Raw genomic sequence first — 16,473 nt, 5'->3', positions numbered from 1 at the left:
GCACCACAACTCCATGATCGACGGGTGCGGCGGGGTGGGGGTTGGTGGGGGTTGGGTCTACCGGGGTCGGCCGTTGGCAGCGGAACCTCGACCGTTGGGGGCGAAGCCGACGGTGACCACCAGGTCAGCCGTGCGCAGGGTTCGCCAGAGCGTCGAGCCGTCGGCCGGCGTACCCAGGCCGTGACTCCGCCACCAGGTCGCGATCGGCACGTCGGCCAGCTTGCAGAAGCACTCTGCCCGGGTCCACCGGGCCCAGAAGTCACCCGCGCCGAACCGGCGGGCCAGCGCCGGGGGCACCGGGGCGTCGGCGCGCTCCGCGTCGATGGCCACCCGCCAGCCGGGCGCCGGCGGGCCGTACCAGCCGACGCACCGTCCATCGTCGAGGTGACTGCGGGTCACCGCGTCGGCCATCGCGGCCGGCGACCCGATGCGCAGATGCCGCTCGGCGGCGGCGAGCAGCCCCGGCACCGGACGCGGCACAGCGGCGTCGCCCACTCCCGACGACGGGGCCCGCCCGGTGGGGCCGGCCCGCCGCGCTGGTCGCACCGGGAGGGAACCCGGCAGCAGGTCAGATGGCGGCGGCACCGTCCACCACTATGACCTGGCCGTTGATGTTGGTGTGCTCCCGCAGCAGCATCCGCACGACCGGGGTCACCTCCACCGGCTCGGTCAGGTGACCGGTCGGGGTGCGGCGCACGATCTGGTCGAGCTGGGTCGGGCCGAGTACTGCGGACATCTCCGAGGCGAAGAAGCCGGGCGCGACCGAGTTGACCAGCATCCGGCCGCCCAGTTCGCGGGCGAGCGAGCGGGTGGCGGCGTCCATGCCGCCCTTGGTGGCCGAGTACGCGACGAGGCCGGGGAAACCGCGCTGCCCGCAGATCGAGGTGATGTTGACGATCCGCCCGCGCAGCCCCTTGGCGAGCATCCGGCGGATCACCAGCCGGGTCAGCTGGAGCGGGGCCGTCAGGTTGGTCTCGATGATCCGGGCGATGTCGTCGGTGGCGGTGTGCGCGTGCAGGGAGTCCTGTCCCATGGCGGCGTTGTTGACGATGCCGTCGATCGGGCCGAGGCGCTGCTCCACCTCGCGGACGAAGCTCTGCGCGGCGCGCAGGTCGGTGACGTCCACCGAGCCGACGTGCACCCGGTCGGGGTGCTCGGCGGCGAGCTTCTCCAACTCCGGGGTGATGGTGCGGGCGAACGCGGCCACGCGTACGCCCGCGTCGAGCAGGTCGGTGACGATGGCCAGGCCCAGGCCACGGGAACCGCCGGAGACGAGGACCACGGAGCTGGGCGGGACGAGCTGGGTGTCGGCGGGCTCAGACATCGCTCTTCAGGGTCTCCTTGACGGGAATGTCGGTCAGGACGCGAATGCGGCGCGGCACCGCGTGCTCGGGAAGCCGGTCGGCGCACCAGCGGACCAGCGTGGCCTCGTCCGGCACACCGGTGTCGGCGGCGGACGGGTCGGCGGCGAGGACCACCTCGGCGACCACCATCCGCCCGAGCACCGGGGCGCGGCGGCCGGTCACCCGGGCCCAGGCCACCGCCGGATGACCGGCGAGCACACCGCGAACCACACCGGCGGAAACCTTGCTGCCACCGACGTTGATCTCGTCGGAGTCCAGCCGGCCGGTGATCAGCACCCGGCCGTCGAGCACCTGCACCCGATCCCCGGTACGGATCGGGCCGGCGAGACCGGCCCCGTGGTACGGGGAGGTGACCACCAGCTCGTCGTCGCGGGCGGAGAGCGTCGGCCGGCCCGGGGTTTCCCGGTCCAGCCAGTCGACCGGGAAACCGGCCCGCCCGTCGTGGACCACAATGGACGCCCCCACCTCGGAGGACGCGTAGATCCAGGAGATCCGGGCCGTCGGGAAGACCTCCCGCAGCTGGTCCAGGATCGCCTGGTCCACCGGCTCGCCGCCGAGGGTGATCTGGCGCAGCGGCACCCGGGCCAGCGCTTCGGCGTCGCGGTAGAGGGTGCGGCGCCAGAAGGTCGGGGTGCCGGAGGCCGCGTCCACCCCGTGGGCGGCCGCGACAGTGGGCCAGTCGTCCAACTCGTCGGGCTCGACCACCACCAGGTGCTGCCCGGGCTGGGTCAGCGACAGGGTGACGACCTGCCACCAGGCGTACGTGCCCGGGGCGTACGGGCAGAGCCAGGTCCGGTCGGGTTGGTCGGCCCGCACCGTGGTCAACGTGTCGAGGGTGTGCCCAACCCGCTTCGGACGGCCGGTGGAGCCCGAGGTCAGCAGCCAGAGCCGGCCCGGCTCGGCGGCTCGCGGCCGGGCCGGTGCGCTCGGCTGCACGCCGTCGTCGTCGAGGACGCTGACGGTGAACCCGGCTTCCAGCAGCTCGGCGCGCATCACCGTGTCGACCCGACTCTCGGTGCTGAGCAGCAGCTCGGTGCCGCGTACGGCGTGCTGCCGGGCCGCGGTGAGCGCGTGCACTGCCGAGTGGGCGAGCACCGCCGCCGGGTCGGGCAGGGTGGGCGTCGGCAGCGAACGCCAGGTCAGCGCGGCGCCACCGACGACGAGCCGGTTGTCGACACCGGCCGGCTCCGGGTCAGCGGGGGTGGGGTGGCGCGACGTCGCGACGGTCACTGGTGTTGAAGCTCGACGAGGAAGTCGAGGACGTCCCCGACGGTGGCGATGCGACGCAGCCCGGGGGCGTCGAAGTTGAGCTCCTCCCCCGTCTCGTCCTCCACCCGCAGGGCCAGCTCGGAGAAGTCGAGCGACCGGAAGCCGATCTCCCGCAACTGCGCCGCGTCGTCCGCGGGCAGCTCCTTGTCCTGGTTCTTCAGCACCTGAGCCATGAGGTCGCGGATCTGCGCGCGACTCAATTCGTTCATGCGCCGCAGTCTACAACCCAACGAATGCATATCTGATTTCCCGGTAGGCCCGGGTAAGGTGCCGGAACCCGACGTGAACGGCTAGGAAAGCGAGACGCACGTGCTGCGCGAAGCGACGACGGACGACGTTCATCTGATGTTGTCCTGGCGTAATCAGGAAACCAATCGACAGGTCAGCAAGACCAGTCACGAGATCACCGTCGAGGAGCACGCCCGGTGGTGGTCGGCGGTCCGCGACGACCCGTCCCGGCGGGTGCTGGTGTACGTCCGCGACGACCGACCCTGCGGGGTGGTCACCTTCTTCGACCTGCGTTTGGACGGCCCCCGCACCGGCGCGTGGGGCTTCTATCTCGACGCCGACGGGCTGGACGAGCGGGGCGAGACACTGCCGGCCTGGCTGGGGGTCATGCGGGAGGCCGTCGAGTACGCCTTCGACGGGCTGCACCTGGACCGACTCGACGGCGAGGTACTCGGCCACAATACCGTCGTACGACAGATGAACCGACGTTTCCGATTCGTCGAAGGCACCCCGCGACAGGAGCTGTCCGACGGCCGGGAAATCACCGTCATCCCGATTTCCCTGGCTCGGGCGGACCGCCGCCAGCGCTGATTGTCGGACCCTTTTCCGCAATGGCCGGGAACCATTAACCAACAGTGCTCCTGGTGGACATCCGCCGTTCACGAATAGCGGTGTCCACCGGGCCGCGGTGGATCAGGCGCGCCGCCAGGCGGCCCAGTGCTGCTCCGGGTTGCCGCCGAGTCGGACGAAGCCGTACGCCGTGCCGTCCCAGTCGTCGGCCTGCCCGGGCGCCCAGCGGGCGAACACGACCTGCGCCACGGCCGGCGGCTGCTTGTCGCCGAACCACCGGACGTCGGTCCAGGTCACCTGGTGGCTGAGGTTGAACCGGAGGACGTAGTGCACGCCGGTCGACGCCCACACCCGCTCGCCGGGGCGTACGCCGACGTCGGCCACCCGGGGCGTCGGCGCGGTGCTCGCGGCGGTCGGTTGCACGATCCGCTGGTCGATCACCTGCATCGTGACGAGGTTGACCACCACGAGGGCGCCGAGGATCGGTAGCCGCAGGCGGGGCACCCGGACCGTGGCGACGAGCAGCACGCAGCCGGCGATGCCGACCAGCGACCCGACCACCGGTCGCAGCTCCCGCCAGCCCCCTGTCAACGCCACCAGGTCCGGCGCGCTGAAACCGCCGTAGCGCAGATGGTGGCCCTGGCTGGCCACGTACGCGAGTCGGGCGGCGACCACCGCGCCGCCACCGACCAGCAGCGCCACCGCGACCGCCGCCCGGCGCAGCACCACCCGCCACCCGGCGGTGAACAACACTCCCAGCCCGACCAGCAGCCAGAACGGCGCCAGCATCTGCACGTAGCGGCCGTAGATCGCGTCCAGCGGCTTGCCGGTGATGCCGGACAGGATCACCGACGCGCCGCCGGCCACTCCGACGGTCACCACCAGCGCCACGCCCAACGTCCAGCGGGCGGCGTCTCCGTGCCGTGGGCGCCACAGCTCGCGCACGGCGCCGGCCCAGGCCACCCCCGCCATTCCGAACGTGATCACCACGAGGTACCAGAGCTGGGTGGTGACCGCGGCACTCACCCGGGCCACGCCCTGGGCCGAGGCGATCGCCTCGAGCATGCTGCCGCCGGGGGTGCTGCCGAGCAGGTAGACCTTGCCGCCGAGGTAGCGGATGGCGGCCTCGTTGACGAGCGCCATGGCGAGCACCGGCAGCAGCGCCGCGAGCACCGCGGGCGGGCTGATCCGGCGGCGGACGAACAGCAGCAGGACCAGCCCGGCGTGCACGGCCACGATCACCAGGCCGCGGGAGTGCAGCAGGTGGAACCCGCCGACCAGCAGCCCCACGGTGGCGGCGGCGAGCGGGCCGGGCCGGGTGATCCAGCGGTGCACGGCGAGCAGCCAGGCGACCACGAGCGGCGCCATCACCGCGTCGATCATGGCGACGCCCGCGTAGAAGGCAGTGGCCGGCAGGGTCGCCGCCGCGACCGCGCCGAGCAACGCGTACGAGCGGCGCAGCTGGAACAGACGGCGACCGAACAGGTACGCCAGCGGCAGCAGCGTCGAGTTCACCATCGCGTTGATCAGCTGGACGATCCGGTAGCTGTCGGTGAAGTCCCGGTCCCCGAGGAACGCCGGCGAGATCAGCATCGGGTAGCCGACCCGGCGCAGCAGGTCGTTCTCGCTGCTGAAGCCCCCCGGGCCGCCGGCCAGCGCGCGGGCGGTGTTCAGGTAGCTGTCCTCGTCGGTATGCGCGATCGGCAGCACGACGTGCCGGGACCACCACATCCGCCAGGCCACGCTGAGCACCCAACCGACGACCAGCAGCAGCGGCACGAGCCAACGCCGGGCGGGCGGGCCGTTCGGCGTCTCGGCCACCACCACCGGCCGTTCGATCACGTCACTATCGGGTGCCATGAACGCCTCCAGAATTGCCGGCCGGACCGGGCCCGCGCTGATCCGACGGCCCACCGGCCGACGTCGGTGACGCCTGGGGTGGCCCGCTCGCACCGAGCCGGGGTGGATGTCGGGTGAACGGTGGACCCGGCTGCGCGCCGGGCCGACGGGTCGTTCGCGCGGTCACTGTAACGGCCCGATCCGGCCAGGTCAGCCCACATCCAGGGCGGTCTGAAGTGTTCGCCTACGCGGTGTTCGGCATTCACGGGAGCAGAGGTTGTGGTTCACCCGCGAGCGCCGAGGAGTTAACCCGCCATGGCTAGCGTGTCACCCCGGTCGGCCGGCCGAGGGCCGCTCGTTCATCCACGAACACGGGAGCACCACATTGAGTGAGTTGAATGGATCGTCCATTCTGATCACCGGGGGAACTGGTTCCTTCGGCAGGACGTTCCTCCGGCACATCCTCAACGAGGCCGACCCCGCCCGCGTGGTGGTGTTCTCCCGTGACGAGCTCAAGCAGTACGAGCTGCGCCAGCAACTCGGCGACGACCCGCGGCTGCGCTGGTTCATCGGCGACATCCGGGACCGGCACCGCCTCACCCGGGCCATGCACGGCGTCGACCACGTGGTGCACGCCGCCGCGTTGAAGCAGGTGGACACCGCGGAGTACAACCCCTCGGAGTACATCGCCACCAACATCACCGGCTCGCAGCACGTCGTTGACGCGGCGATCGAGGCCGGCGTCAAGAAGGTCATCGCGCTCTCGACCGACAAGGCGTCCAGCCCGATCAACCTGTACGGCGCGACGAAGCTGGTCGGCGACAAGTTGTTCGTCTCGGCCAACCACTACGCTGCCCAGCACCCCACCCGGTTCTCGGTGGTGCGCTACGGCAACGTGGTGGGCAGCCGCGGCTCGGTCGTCCCGCTGTTCCGCCGGCTGGCCGCCGAGGGCAAGAGCCTGCCGATCACCGACAAGCGGATGACCCGCTTCTGGATCACCCTGGACCAGGCCGTGCAGTTCGTCATGGACTCGTTCGACCAGATGCAGGGCGGCGAGCTGTTCGTGCCGCGTATCCCGAGCATGCGCATCCTCGACCTGGTCGAGGCCGTGGCCCCGGACGCCACCACCCACGAGATCGGGATCCGGCCGGGCGAGAAGCTGCACGAGGAGATGATCGCGCCCGACGACAGCCGGCGGACGCTGCGCGCCGACGGCCGGTTCATCGTCCAGCCGACCATCGCCACCTGGGGCTACCAGGCCCCGGTCGACTGCGACCCGGTGCCGGACGGCTTCGCCTACCAGTCGGACACCAACGACGAGTGGCTCACCGTCGAGCAGTTGCGCGACATGCTCGGCATCAACGGATGACGGGGATGCTCCCGTACGGCCGGCAGTCGATCAGCGAGGACGACGTCGCCGCCGTCGCCGCCGTGCTGCGCGGCGACTGGCTCACCACCGGTCCGCAGGTCGACGCCTTCGAGGCCGACCTCGCCCGGTGGACCGGCGGGGTCGGTGTCGCCGCCGTCTCCAACGGCACCGCGGCGCTGCACGTGGCGTACGCGGCGGCCGGGGTGGGTCCGGGTGACGAGGTGGTCGTCCCGCCGATGACGTTCGTGGCGACCGCCAGCAGCGCGGTCGCCCTCGGCGCGAAGATCGTGTTCGCCGACGTCGACGACGAGACGTTCTGCCTCGACCCGGCGGCGGCCGCCGCCGCGGTCACCTCGCGGACGAAGGTCGTCGCCGCTGTCGACTACGCCGGGCACCCCGCCGACTACGACGCGCTGCGCAAGTCCGTCGAGGGCAGCGACGCGCTGCTGCTCGCCGACGCGGCACACTCGATCGGCGGGACCTACCACGGTCGGCCGGTCGGTTCGCTCGCCGACCTGACCACGTTCTCGTTCTTCCCCACGAAGAACCTGACCACCGCCGAGGGCGGCGCCGTCGCGGCGCTGGACCCGGAGATCCTGAAGCGGGCCCGCCGGTTCCGTGGCGTCGGCGTGGTCCGCGAACGCGACGACCTGCGTTTCCCGGACGAGGGTGGCTGGCACCAGGAGGTGCACGAGTTCGGGCTGAACTACCGGCTGCCGGACGTGCTCTGCGCCCTGGGCCGCAGCCAACTGCGTCGACTCGGCGAGTTCACCGCCCGCCGCAGCGCCCTGGTCGCCCGATACGACGAGGCGCTGGCCGACCTGGACGGCGTACTGCTGCCGAACCGCAGGTCGTGGGCCGACCCGGCCTGGCACCTCTACCCGATCCGGGTGCTCGACGGGCGTCGCCGCGAGGTGTACGACCGGATGCGAGCTGCCGGCATCGGCGTCCAGGTCAACTACATCCCGGTGCACTGGCACCCGGCCTTCGCCGACCTGGGTTACCGGCGCGGATCCTGCCCGGTGGCCGAGTCGTTCTACTCCCAGCAGCTGTCGCTGCCGCTCTACCCGGGGCTCAGTGACGCCGACCAGGACCGCGTCATCGACGCGCTGACCGCCGCGCTGCGGGTCGGCTCGGTGCGTCCCGCCGCCTGATGGGAACCTGATGCACCACGCCAACCACTTCTACGGCCACGCACACGTGCTGGCCCGGTACGCCGGCCTCGGCGACCGGCACCCACCCCGGATCAACGGGTACGTGCAGCACGGCTGGAACATCGGCGACGGCCTGGCCCCCGGCCACCCGTACGCCGACCGCACCCCCAGCCTGCTCTGGTCGGAGCAGACCCGCCGCCGGGCCTGGTCGGTGGGGCGACGCAACGTGGTCGTCATCGGCGCGCCGTTCAGCTACCTGCTGGCCATGCGGCCCGAGGAACCACCGGCCGAGGAGCGGGAGGGCACCATCTGGTACCCGTTCCACGGCTGGGAGGGCCAACACGTCAAGGGCGACCACCGCAAACTGATCGCTCTCATCCAGCACACCGAACCCGGCCCGGTCACTGTCTGCCTCTACTGGCACGAGTACCGGATGCGCAACGTGCGCCGGCTCTACGAGCGCGCCGGGTTCCGGGTGATCTGTCACGGCTACCGCGGGCACTGGTGGAAGGACACCGATCCGGAGTTCCTCGACCGACAGCTCACCGAGCTGCGCCGTCACCGCCGGGTAGCATCCAACCGGCTGACCAGCGCGATCTTCTACGGCATCGCGGCGGGGTGCGAGCCGGCGGTCTACGGCGACCCGATGATCCTGTCCAACGAGGACCCGACCTTCGGCGGCACCGCTCGGATCCGACGCCAGTGGCCGCAGCTGCACGGCACCGCTGTCGACCTGTCCACCGCTGTCGAGATCGCCCGCGCCGAGCTGGGCACCGACCACCGCTGCACGCCGGCCGAGCTCCGCGAGCTGCTCGGTTGGGCGAACCTCCAGGAGGAAGAGGAAGACAGTGACGACTGAGACGGCACCCGCCGACCGGATCACCCTGCCGGGCGGCGAGATGCTGGCCTGGTCGGACCTGCCGCAGGAACGGCTGGCCAACGGTGGACCGCTCGCCGCGCTGGCCGCCCGGTTGGTGCCGCCCGGCGCCCGGGTCCTGGTGGCCGGTCCACACGACCCAGCGCTGCTCGACCAGCTCACCCACGCCGAGGTCACCTGCCTGCTGCGCAGCCACCCGGACGCGGTGGCGCTGGCGCACCGGGCCGCCCGCGTGGTGGTGGGTGGCCCGGCCGGGCTGCCCGAGGACGAGACGTACGACGTGGTGATCGCGGCCGCCGGGCTGGACCCGGTGGAGTCGGTGGAGGGCACCCGGCTCGGCTGGGACGGTGTGCTGGCACGACTCGTCGCCGCGGTGCGACCGGGTGGCGCGTTGCTGCTGCGCCTGGACAACCCGCTGGGCCTGCACCGGCTGGTCGACACCACCCCCTGGTACGCCCGCCGCGACGACTCCGCCTGGGTGATCGGCGGCGTCCTGGACCGGGCCCACCCCGCCAACCGGGACCAGCTGCGCGAGCGCCTCACCGCGGCGGGGCTGTGGCCGGCCGCGTGCTGGGCCGCGTACCCCGATGTCAGCACCCCGACGGCGCTGCTGGATGCCGACCACCTCGACCGGGACGCGGGCTCCGGCCTGTTCGACGCGGTGCTGCACGGCGCCTGCGCCGGGGGTTTCACCAGCGCCACAGTGCTCCAGGACCCGGCCCGGCTCGCGGTGGACGCGCTGCACGCCGGGCGCGCCGCCGACCTCGCACCGGGCTGGCTGACCCTCGCCCACCGGCCCGCCGACCCCACGGACCCGACCACACCGACAGTCGACCGGGACCTGCCGGTGGCCCTCGTGCAGACCGGTCGCCCCGGGATCGGCGTGTTGGAGGTGCTGCACGGCCCCTCCGGTTGGCGCTGGGGGCTCATCCCGGCCACCGACACGACGACGTCGGCCGTCGCGCCGTTCGCCAGCCGCGAGGCCGCGTACCGAGACGCGGACGCGCTGTCCGGCCCGGTTCCGTCCGGCCGGCTGCTGCGTACCCTGCTGCTCGACGCGGCCCTGCGCCGCGACCTGGCCACCCTGCGCGCGCTGCTGCGCGGATACGCGGGTTGGCTCACCGACCAGGCCGACACCGACGGCCGTATCGCCGGCGCGGCGGCCCTGGCCGGCACCGACAACGTGGTGGTCGACGGCGAGCGGTACGCGGTGCTCGACCCCAGTTGGCGGGCCACCGCCGCGCTGCCCGGCGACGTGGTCCTCGCTCGCGGGCTGTGGCGCTTCGCCGCGGGCCTGCTCACCGGCGGGTACGCCCACCCGTGGTCGTCCACTCTCGACGTCGCGGGCTTGACCGTGGTGCTCGGCGGACTCGCTGGCCACGACCTCGACCGCGCGACAGTCAGCGAGGCGGTGGAGGTCGAGGCGGCCATCGCCGCCGCGCTGCACGGGCTGGACGCCGGCGGAAGGGTCGGCCTCGCCACGGAGCTGCACGCCGTCGCGCCGACCGACCCGCCGGTCGGCGGGCACAGCTACCAGCAGCTCCGCGAGGCGTGGCTGCGCCAGCGCGAGGAACTCACCCGGTTGACCGCGCTGACCGCGTGGACCGAGGAGTTGCTCACCTCGCGGGAACGGGCCCTACGCCGGGCCGAGACGACGATCAGCCTGCTCAGCGGATCGCTCAGCTACCGGGTGGGCCGGCTCGCCATCACCCCGGCCCGGCTGGCCAAGCGGGGTGCCCGCGCCGCCAAACGCCGGGCCACCGCGGTGCTCTCCCCCAAGCAGGAGGAGCAGCAGTGACCGCCGAAATCGCCACGGACGCCGCCGGGCCACGGATCGTCGGAATCGTGCAGGCGCGCATGGGTTCGTCCCGGCTGCCCGGCAAGGTGCTCCGCCCGCTCGCCGGACGGTCCGTGCTGGGCCGGGTCGTACGCGCCGCCCGGGACAGCGGCGTCCTGGCCGACCTGGTGGTTGCCACCAGCACCGACGCGGTCGACGACGCGGTGGCCACCGAGTGCGCGCGGCTCGACGTGCCGTGCCACCGTGGGCCGGTCGACGACGTGCTGGACCGATTTGTGGGCGCCCTCGCGGCGCACCCCGGGGACGCCGTCATGCGGTTCACCGCCGACTGCCCCCTGCTCGACCCGGAGATCATCACCCTGGTCGCGTCGGTGTACCGGGCCGTCCCCGGGCTGGACTACGCCAGCACGTCGATCGCCCGGACCCTGCCCCGAGGGCTGGACGTCGAGATCATCCGAGCGGAGACGCTGCGCACCCTGGGCCGGCTCGCCACCGACCACCACCGGGTACACGTCACCTCGTACGCGTACACCCATCCGGAACTGTTCCGGGTGCTCGGGGTGACGCTCACCCCGGACCGCTCCGCGCTGCGGCTCACCCTCGACACCGAGCAGGACTGGGCGCTGGTCAGCGCGATCATCGACCACTTCGGTGACGTCAGCGTGCCGCTGGCCAAGCTCGCCGACTGGCTCGACGGTCAGCCCCGGCTGCGCGCGCTCAACGCCGACGTACGACAGAAGCACCTGGAGGAGTCCTGAGCACCCTGAGGGTCGGGTTGCGCTGCGACGCCGGGCCACGGCGCGGCGTCGGCCACCTCGTCCGCTGCCTGGCGCTCGCCGAGGAGTTCCTCGCCCGGGGCGCCGACGTCACAGTGTTCGGCACCGTCGAACGGCTCGACTGGGCCACCGCGGAGCTGGCCGCGCGGGGCATCCCGCTGCTGCCCGGCCCGGACTCGGCGGCCGAACTGGTCGAGGCAGCCCGCCGACACGACCTGGACGTCATGGTCCTCGACTCCTACGAGTTGGACCCGGCCGGGGCCGGCGCCCTGCGCGCCGCCGGCGTCTACACCCTCGCCATCATCGACGGCGACAGCCGAGGCCAGGTCGCGGACCTCTACCTCGACCAGAACTTCGGAGCGGAGCTGGCCGGGCCGGATGCCGCGGCGGAACTGCCCGGGCTGGGGTCCCCAGCGGCGCTGCCGGGGCCGGATGCCGGGGCGGAACTGCCCGGCCGGCTGCTCGCCGGGAGCGGGTACGCCCTGCTGCGCGACACCGTGACCAGCGCCCGGCCGCCGGTCGCCCCGCCCGCCACGGCGGTCAGCCGCCCCCGGGTGCTGGCCTTCTTCGGCGGCACCGACGCGGTCGGCGCGGCCCCGGTCCTGACCCGGGTGCTGGTGGCCACCGGTCACCCGATGGACCTCACGGTCATCGTCGGACGACCCGAGATCGAGGCGGAAGTCGAGGACGTCACCCCCGGCCGGGGGCAGATCATCCGACCGGTTCCGCCCACCACCTCGCTGCCGGCACTGATCGCCGAGGCGGATCTGGTGGTCAGCGCCGCCGGCACGTCCACCTGGGAACTCTGCTGCCTCGGCGCACCCAGCGCACTGGTCTGCGTCGTCGACAACCAACGTGAGTCGTACACCCGGGTGGTGCGGCACGGCCTGGCCGCCGGCCTCGGCGAACTGCCCGAGCTGACCGCCGGCGGCGTCGCCGGACGGGCCGCCCGCGCGGCGGCGGCGCGAACCCTGCACGGGCTGCTCAGTTCGCCGCAACGGCGCGCGACGCTCGCCGCGCGCGCCTGGTCCACAGTCGACGGGCAGGGCCGGGCCCGGGTGGTGGACGCGGTGTTCGACGCCGTACGCGCCGCCGCCGTCCCCGGCTGACCACAGCAGGCCACGGTCACGCTCGATCCTGGAAACAGTCCCCTCGCACCGCGCGGCAGGCCACTGCAACCTGGATCGAGCACGATCTTGCCGAGTGGCAGCGGGCCGGCACCGTTCGCCGCTAGCACGGGTGTACGAAAGTGCTGCTAGGGTGGCCCTATGACGCAGGCCGCCTACCAGCCGTCGATGCTCGACCTGGCCGACGCCGGGCCGACCCTGGGGCCGCTGCCCGGCCAGATCCGCCGGCACCAGCTCAGCCGGGGTGCCTGGGTCGACCACCTCCCCGGCTGGGTGCGCGGCTCCGACACCGTCCTCGACACCCTGCTCACCGAGGTGCCCTGGCGTGCCGAACGGCGCACCATGTATGACGCCGAGGTCGACGTGCCCCGCCTGCTCAGCTGGTACGACGGCGCGCGGCAGCTCCCCCACCCCGTCCTCACCGCCGCGCGGGCCGCCCTGACCGCCTACTACGCGCCCGAGCTGGGCGAACCCTTCGTCACCGCCGGCATGTGCCTCTACCGGTCCGGGCGCGACAGCGTGGCCTGGCACGGCGACACCATCGGCCGCTCGGCGCACACCGACACGATCGTCGCGATCGTTTCCTTCGGATCACCTCGACCGCTGCTGCTGCGTCCACGCGGCGGCGGCGAGAGCCTGCGCTTCCCGGTGGGCCACGGCGACCTGATCGTGATGGGCGGCTCCTGCCAACGCACCTGGGAACACGCCATCCCCAAGACCACCCGCCCCGTGGGCCCTCGGGTAAGCGTCCAGTTCCGCCCCCACAACGTCGCCTAACCCAAACCCGCCCCGCCCCTCACCGCGCCGATCTTGCACCTTCGGACGCCTATATGCCACTTTCGCCATGCATTGTCGGGTCAGGAAATGCAAGATCGGCGCGAGCGCCGGGCTAGAGGAGGCCGGCTAACTTGTAGAGGACCAGGGAGCCGGCTACCGCGACGTTCAGGCTGTGGCCGTGGCCGACCATGGGGATCTCCACCGCCGCGTCCAGTTGGTCGAGCGCCTCGGGCGGGATGCCGGTCGCCTCGTGCCCCAGCAGCACCACGGTGCGGCCCCGCGCGGCGGGCAGATCACCGAGCCGGACGGCCTCGTCGGCCAGTTCCACCCCGAGGACCCGGGTGCCGGCGGCCCGTTCGGCGGCCAGCCAGCTCAGCGGACTGCCGACTCGGTGGACACAGCCCGGCCGGCGCAGCGTGTTGCCCCGGGCCACTGCCTCGTCCACCCAACGGAACGGGGGGACGGCCAGGCAGGCGCCGACCGCGTCGCACGTACGTAACAGGGTGCCCAAATTCGCGCCGTGCATTGGCCAGAGTGGCGCGGCGATCAGGTGACCCCAGCAGCGGTGTGGCCGGGGACGGCGGGCGGCGCGCAGCTCACGCCTGGGCCGGACCCGGATGGCGGCGCTCACGCCGCGCCGGCGACTCCGCCGGACAGAGTTGACATCATGTTGAGGGGTGCTTAGCGGCGCACCCAGACCCTCACCGACAACAGAGGACCCCACCATACCGCGCTGACGGACGCCCCCACTGCCCAAGATCGTGCTCGAACCTGGTTCGAGCACGATCTTCGGGCCGCGCGCGCCGGGCGCGACAACGCGGGATGGGTCAGTCGCGCTCGATCAGGTGGCCCACCACCGTTGGGCCGAGCATCACCGCGAAGCCGCTGCCGTCGCGGCGCGGGTCCGCCGTGGGCAGCTCCACAGGGTCGCCGGTGGCGGTCGCACCGACCGGTCGCGGGCCCACCCAGGCGACGGCCACGTCCGTCTCACCCTTGAGGAAGCGGTGCGCGCGCACGCCGCCGGTCGCCCGGCCCTTCGCCGGGTACGCCTTGAACGGCGTCACCTTGACCGTCGCGCCGGTGGAGGTGACCACCATCGGCTCGCCATGCCCCGGGTCGTCGGTGCGCACAGCACCGAAGAACGCGACGCGCGCCCCGGCCGGCAGGTTGATGCCGGCCATACCGCCGCCCTTGAGGCCCTGCGGCCGGACCAACCCGGCGGGGAAGCGCAACAGCGACGCCTCCGAGGTGACGAAGGTCAGCGTCTCGGTGCCGTCGGTCAGCCAGGTCGCCCCGACCACCTCGTCACCGTCGCGCAGACCGATCACCTCGAACTCGTCGGAGCGCACGGGCCACTCCGGCGAGCAGATCTTCACCGCGCCCTGCCGGGTGCCCAACGCCAGCCCCGGTGAGCCCTCCGCCTGCCCGCCGAGCGGGGCCAGGCCGACGACGGTCTCCCCCGCCGCCAACGGCACCAGCTCGGCCGCGGACATACCGCCCCGGAGTGACACCGTGCCCGCCTGCTCGGGCAGCACCGGCAGCGGCAGGACGTCGACCTTGAACGCCCGGCCGGCGCTGGTCAACAGCAGCACACGACCACGGGCGGTGGAGTGCGCGATGGCGCGTACCGTGTCGTGCTTGACCCGGCCGTTGCGTCGGCGCCCCTCGGAGCTCTCCTCCGACTCGGCCGCGGTCCGGGCGACCAGCCCGGTCGCGGAGAGGATCACCTGGCACGGGTCGTCGGCGACCTCCAGCGGACCGGCCGGCGCGGACGCGGCCAGCACCTCCTTCAGGTCACCGTCGACAAGCGTCGTACGACGTTCGGTGCTGAACTGCTTGACCACGGCGGCCAGCTCGTCGGAGACCACCTTCTTGAGCACCCGCTCGTCGTCGAGGATCTTGCTCAGCTCGGCGATCTCGGCGCGCAGCCGCTCCTGCTCGGCCTCCAGCTCGATCCGGTCGAACTTGGTCAACCGGCGCAACGGAGTGTCCAGGATGTACGTGGCCTGGATGTCGGAGAGACCGAACCGGCTCATCAGCCCGTCCTTCGCGGCCTGCGCGTCGTCGCTGCCCCGGATCAGCCGGACCACCTCGTCGATGTCCAGCAGCGCGATCAGCAGACCGTCGACCAGGTGCAGCCGCTCCTGACGCTTGCGCCGACGGTACGAGGTGCGCCGGGTGACCACCTCGTACCGGTGGGCCAGGAAGACCTCCAGCAGCGCCTTGAGGCCCAGCGTGCGCGGCTGCCCGTCGACCAGGACCAGGTTGTTGACGCCAAACGACTGCTCCAGCGGGGTCAGCCGGTAGAGGTCGGCGAGCAGCGCCTGCGGGTTGACCCCGACCTTGCACTCGACGACGAGCCGAGTGCCGCTCTCCCGGTCGGTGAGGTCCTTGACGTCGGCGATGCCGGTCAGCCGCTTGGTCTTGGTGACCTCGTTGGTGATCGCGGCGATGACCTTCTCCGCACCGACGCCGTAGGGCAGCTCGACCACTGTGATCGCCTGACGGCCCCGGCTGCCCTCGATCGGGCCGATCTCCACCTTGCCGCGCATCCGCACCACACCACGCCCGGTCTCGTACGCCCGGCGCACCTCGTCCAGGCCGAGCAGCACCCCACCGGTGGGCAGGTCGGGGCCGGGAACGAACTCCATGAGTTTGTCCAGAGTGGCGTCCGGGTGGTTGATCAGCCAACGGGCCGCGGAGACGACCTCCGCCAGGTTGTGCGGGATCATGTTGGTGGCCATCCCGACCGCGATCCCGGACGCGCCGTTGACCAGCAGGTTGGGGAAGGCCGCCGGCAGCACCGTCGGCTGGGTCAGCGACCCGTCGTAGTTGGGCTCGACATCGACGGTGTCCTCGCCCAGCTCACCGACGAGCAGCATGGCCTCACGGGACATTCGCGCTTCGGTGTAACGCGAGGCGGCCGGGCCGTCGTCTGGGGACCCAAAATTTCCATGCCCATCGATGAGCGGCACGTTGAGGGAGAAGTCCTGCGCGAGGCGGACCATGGCGTCATAGATCGCCGTATCGCCGTGCGGATGGTACTTTCCCATTGTATCCCCGACAATTCGGGCAGACTTCACGTGCCCACGCTCGGGGCGGTAGCCCTGCTCGTACATCGACCAGAGGATGCGCCGGTGCACGGGCTTGAGGCCGTCGCGAGCATCGGGCAGGGCGCGGGAGTGGATGACCGAGAACGCGTACTCCAGGTAGGAGTCGGAGACCTCAGTGACCAGCGGGTTGTCGAAGACCCGCGCGCCGGCCTGGTCGAACGAGGAGAGGTCGACCTTGTTTTCCTTACGGCGTGCCATGACTCAGCTCTCCA

15 protein-coding genes are annotated in these 16,473 nt (G+C 72.3%); 8 read left to right on the top strand and 7 right to left on the bottom strand.

What is annotated here, in order from left to right:
- Positions 1-57: 57 nt before the first annotated feature.
- The 4 genes from ACLJOK_RS26190 to ACLJOK_RS26175 are packed head-to-tail and all read right to left on the bottom strand — an operon-like array spanning position 58 to position 2,842.
- Positions 58-585, bottom strand: coding sequence for a hypothetical protein (locus ACLJOK_RS26190; protein ID WP_410821231.1), 528 nt, complete (start codon positions 583-585; stop codon positions 58-60).
- Complete coding sequence (locus ACLJOK_RS26185) at positions 569-1,324, bottom strand: SDR family NAD(P)-dependent oxidoreductase (RefSeq protein ID WP_328650048.1); 756 nt, start codon at positions 1,322-1,324, stop codon at positions 569-571. Before ACLJOK_RS26185 ends, ACLJOK_RS26190 begins: the two co-directional genes overlap by 17 nt.
- Complete coding sequence (locus ACLJOK_RS26180) at positions 1,317-2,594, bottom strand: AMP-binding protein (RefSeq protein ID WP_410821230.1); 1,278 nt, start codon at positions 2,592-2,594, stop codon at positions 1,317-1,319. The genes ACLJOK_RS26185 and ACLJOK_RS26180 overlap by 8 nt, the downstream gene beginning before the upstream one ends.
- Positions 2,591-2,842, bottom strand: a complete 252-nt coding sequence (locus tag ACLJOK_RS26175; RefSeq protein ID WP_091401397.1) for an acyl carrier protein — start codon at positions 2,840-2,842, stop codon at positions 2,591-2,593. The genes ACLJOK_RS26180 and ACLJOK_RS26175 overlap by 4 nt, the downstream gene beginning before the upstream one ends.
- Positions 2,843-2,942: 100 nt before the next feature.
- Here ACLJOK_RS26175 and ACLJOK_RS26170 point away from each other — a divergent pair, with 100 nt between their 5' ends.
- A complete protein-coding gene (locus ACLJOK_RS26170; RefSeq protein WP_410821229.1) occupies positions 2,943-3,452 on the top strand; it encodes a GNAT family N-acetyltransferase in 510 nt (169 codons plus the stop codon).
- A gap of 102 nt (positions 3,453-3,554) precedes the next feature.
- Here the strand turns inward: ACLJOK_RS26170 and ACLJOK_RS26165 are convergent, their stop codons facing one another.
- Positions 3,555-5,291 (bottom strand): ArnT family glycosyltransferase, encoded by a 1,737-nt coding sequence (locus ACLJOK_RS26165; protein WP_410821228.1) that lies wholly within the window; start codon positions 5,289-5,291, stop codon positions 3,555-3,557.
- 364 nt (positions 5,292-5,655) lie between these two features.
- Here ACLJOK_RS26165 and pseB point away from each other — a divergent pair, with 364 nt between their 5' ends.
- From pseB to ACLJOK_RS26130, 7 genes are all read left to right on the top strand, one after another.
- Positions 5,656-6,639 (top strand): UDP-N-acetylglucosamine 4,6-dehydratase (inverting), encoded by a 984-nt coding sequence (gene pseB, locus ACLJOK_RS26160; protein ID WP_210816822.1) that lies wholly within the window; start codon positions 5,656-5,658, stop codon positions 6,637-6,639.
- Entirely contained in the window at positions 6,636-7,793 is a 1,158-nt protein-coding gene (locus ACLJOK_RS26155) for a DegT/DnrJ/EryC1/StrS family aminotransferase (protein ID WP_410821227.1), read from the top strand. Before pseB ends, ACLJOK_RS26155 begins: the two co-directional genes overlap by 4 nt.
- 10 nt (positions 7,794-7,803) lie before the next feature.
- Positions 7,804-8,652 carry a hypothetical protein gene (locus ACLJOK_RS26150; protein ID WP_410821226.1) on the top strand — a complete coding sequence of 283 codons (849 nt, stop codon included), beginning with the start codon at positions 7,804-7,806 and terminating at the stop codon, positions 8,650-8,652.
- On the top strand, positions 8,642-10,468 hold the full coding sequence (locus ACLJOK_RS26145) for a class I SAM-dependent methyltransferase (protein WP_410821225.1): 1,827 nt from the start codon (positions 8,642-8,644) through the stop codon (positions 10,466-10,468). The genes ACLJOK_RS26150 and ACLJOK_RS26145 overlap by 11 nt, the downstream gene beginning before the upstream one ends.
- On the top strand, positions 10,465-11,226 hold the full coding sequence (locus ACLJOK_RS26140) for a cytidylyltransferase domain-containing protein (RefSeq protein ID WP_410821224.1): 762 nt from the start codon (positions 10,465-10,467) through the stop codon (positions 11,224-11,226). Before ACLJOK_RS26145 ends, ACLJOK_RS26140 begins: the two co-directional genes overlap by 4 nt.
- Positions 11,223-12,353 carry a PseG/SpsG family protein gene (locus ACLJOK_RS26135; RefSeq protein ID WP_410821593.1) on the top strand — a complete coding sequence of 377 codons (1,131 nt, stop codon included), beginning with the start codon at positions 11,223-11,225 and terminating at the stop codon, positions 12,351-12,353. The genes ACLJOK_RS26140 and ACLJOK_RS26135 overlap by 4 nt, the downstream gene beginning before the upstream one ends.
- Positions 12,354-12,512: 159 nt before the next feature.
- A complete protein-coding gene (locus tag ACLJOK_RS26130) occupies positions 12,513-13,148 on the top strand; it encodes an alpha-ketoglutarate-dependent dioxygenase AlkB (RefSeq protein ID WP_410821223.1) in 636 nt (211 codons plus the stop codon).
- A 112-nt stretch (positions 13,149-13,260) separates the two neighbouring features.
- On the opposite strand, the gene ACLJOK_RS26125 is transcribed toward ACLJOK_RS26130, so the two are convergent.
- Positions 13,261-13,779: a TrmH family RNA methyltransferase gene (locus ACLJOK_RS26125; RefSeq protein WP_410821222.1), complete on the bottom strand. Its 519-nt coding sequence runs from the start codon at positions 13,777-13,779 to the stop codon at positions 13,261-13,263.
- A gap of 196 nt (positions 13,780-13,975) precedes the next feature.
- Entirely contained in the window at positions 13,976-16,459 is a 2,484-nt protein-coding gene (locus ACLJOK_RS26120; RefSeq protein ID WP_410821221.1) for a DNA topoisomerase (ATP-hydrolyzing) subunit A, read from the bottom strand.
- Positions 16,460-16,473: the final 14 nt, after the last annotated feature.

Source organism: Micromonospora sp. 050-3 (assembly GCF_046549335.1).
Classification (GTDB): domain Bacteria; phylum Actinomycetota; class Actinomycetes; order Mycobacteriales; family Micromonosporaceae; genus Micromonospora; species Micromonospora trifolii.
The sequence above is the reverse complement of the archived record's forward strand: the minus strand, read 5'-3'. Positions and strand labels throughout refer to the sequence as shown.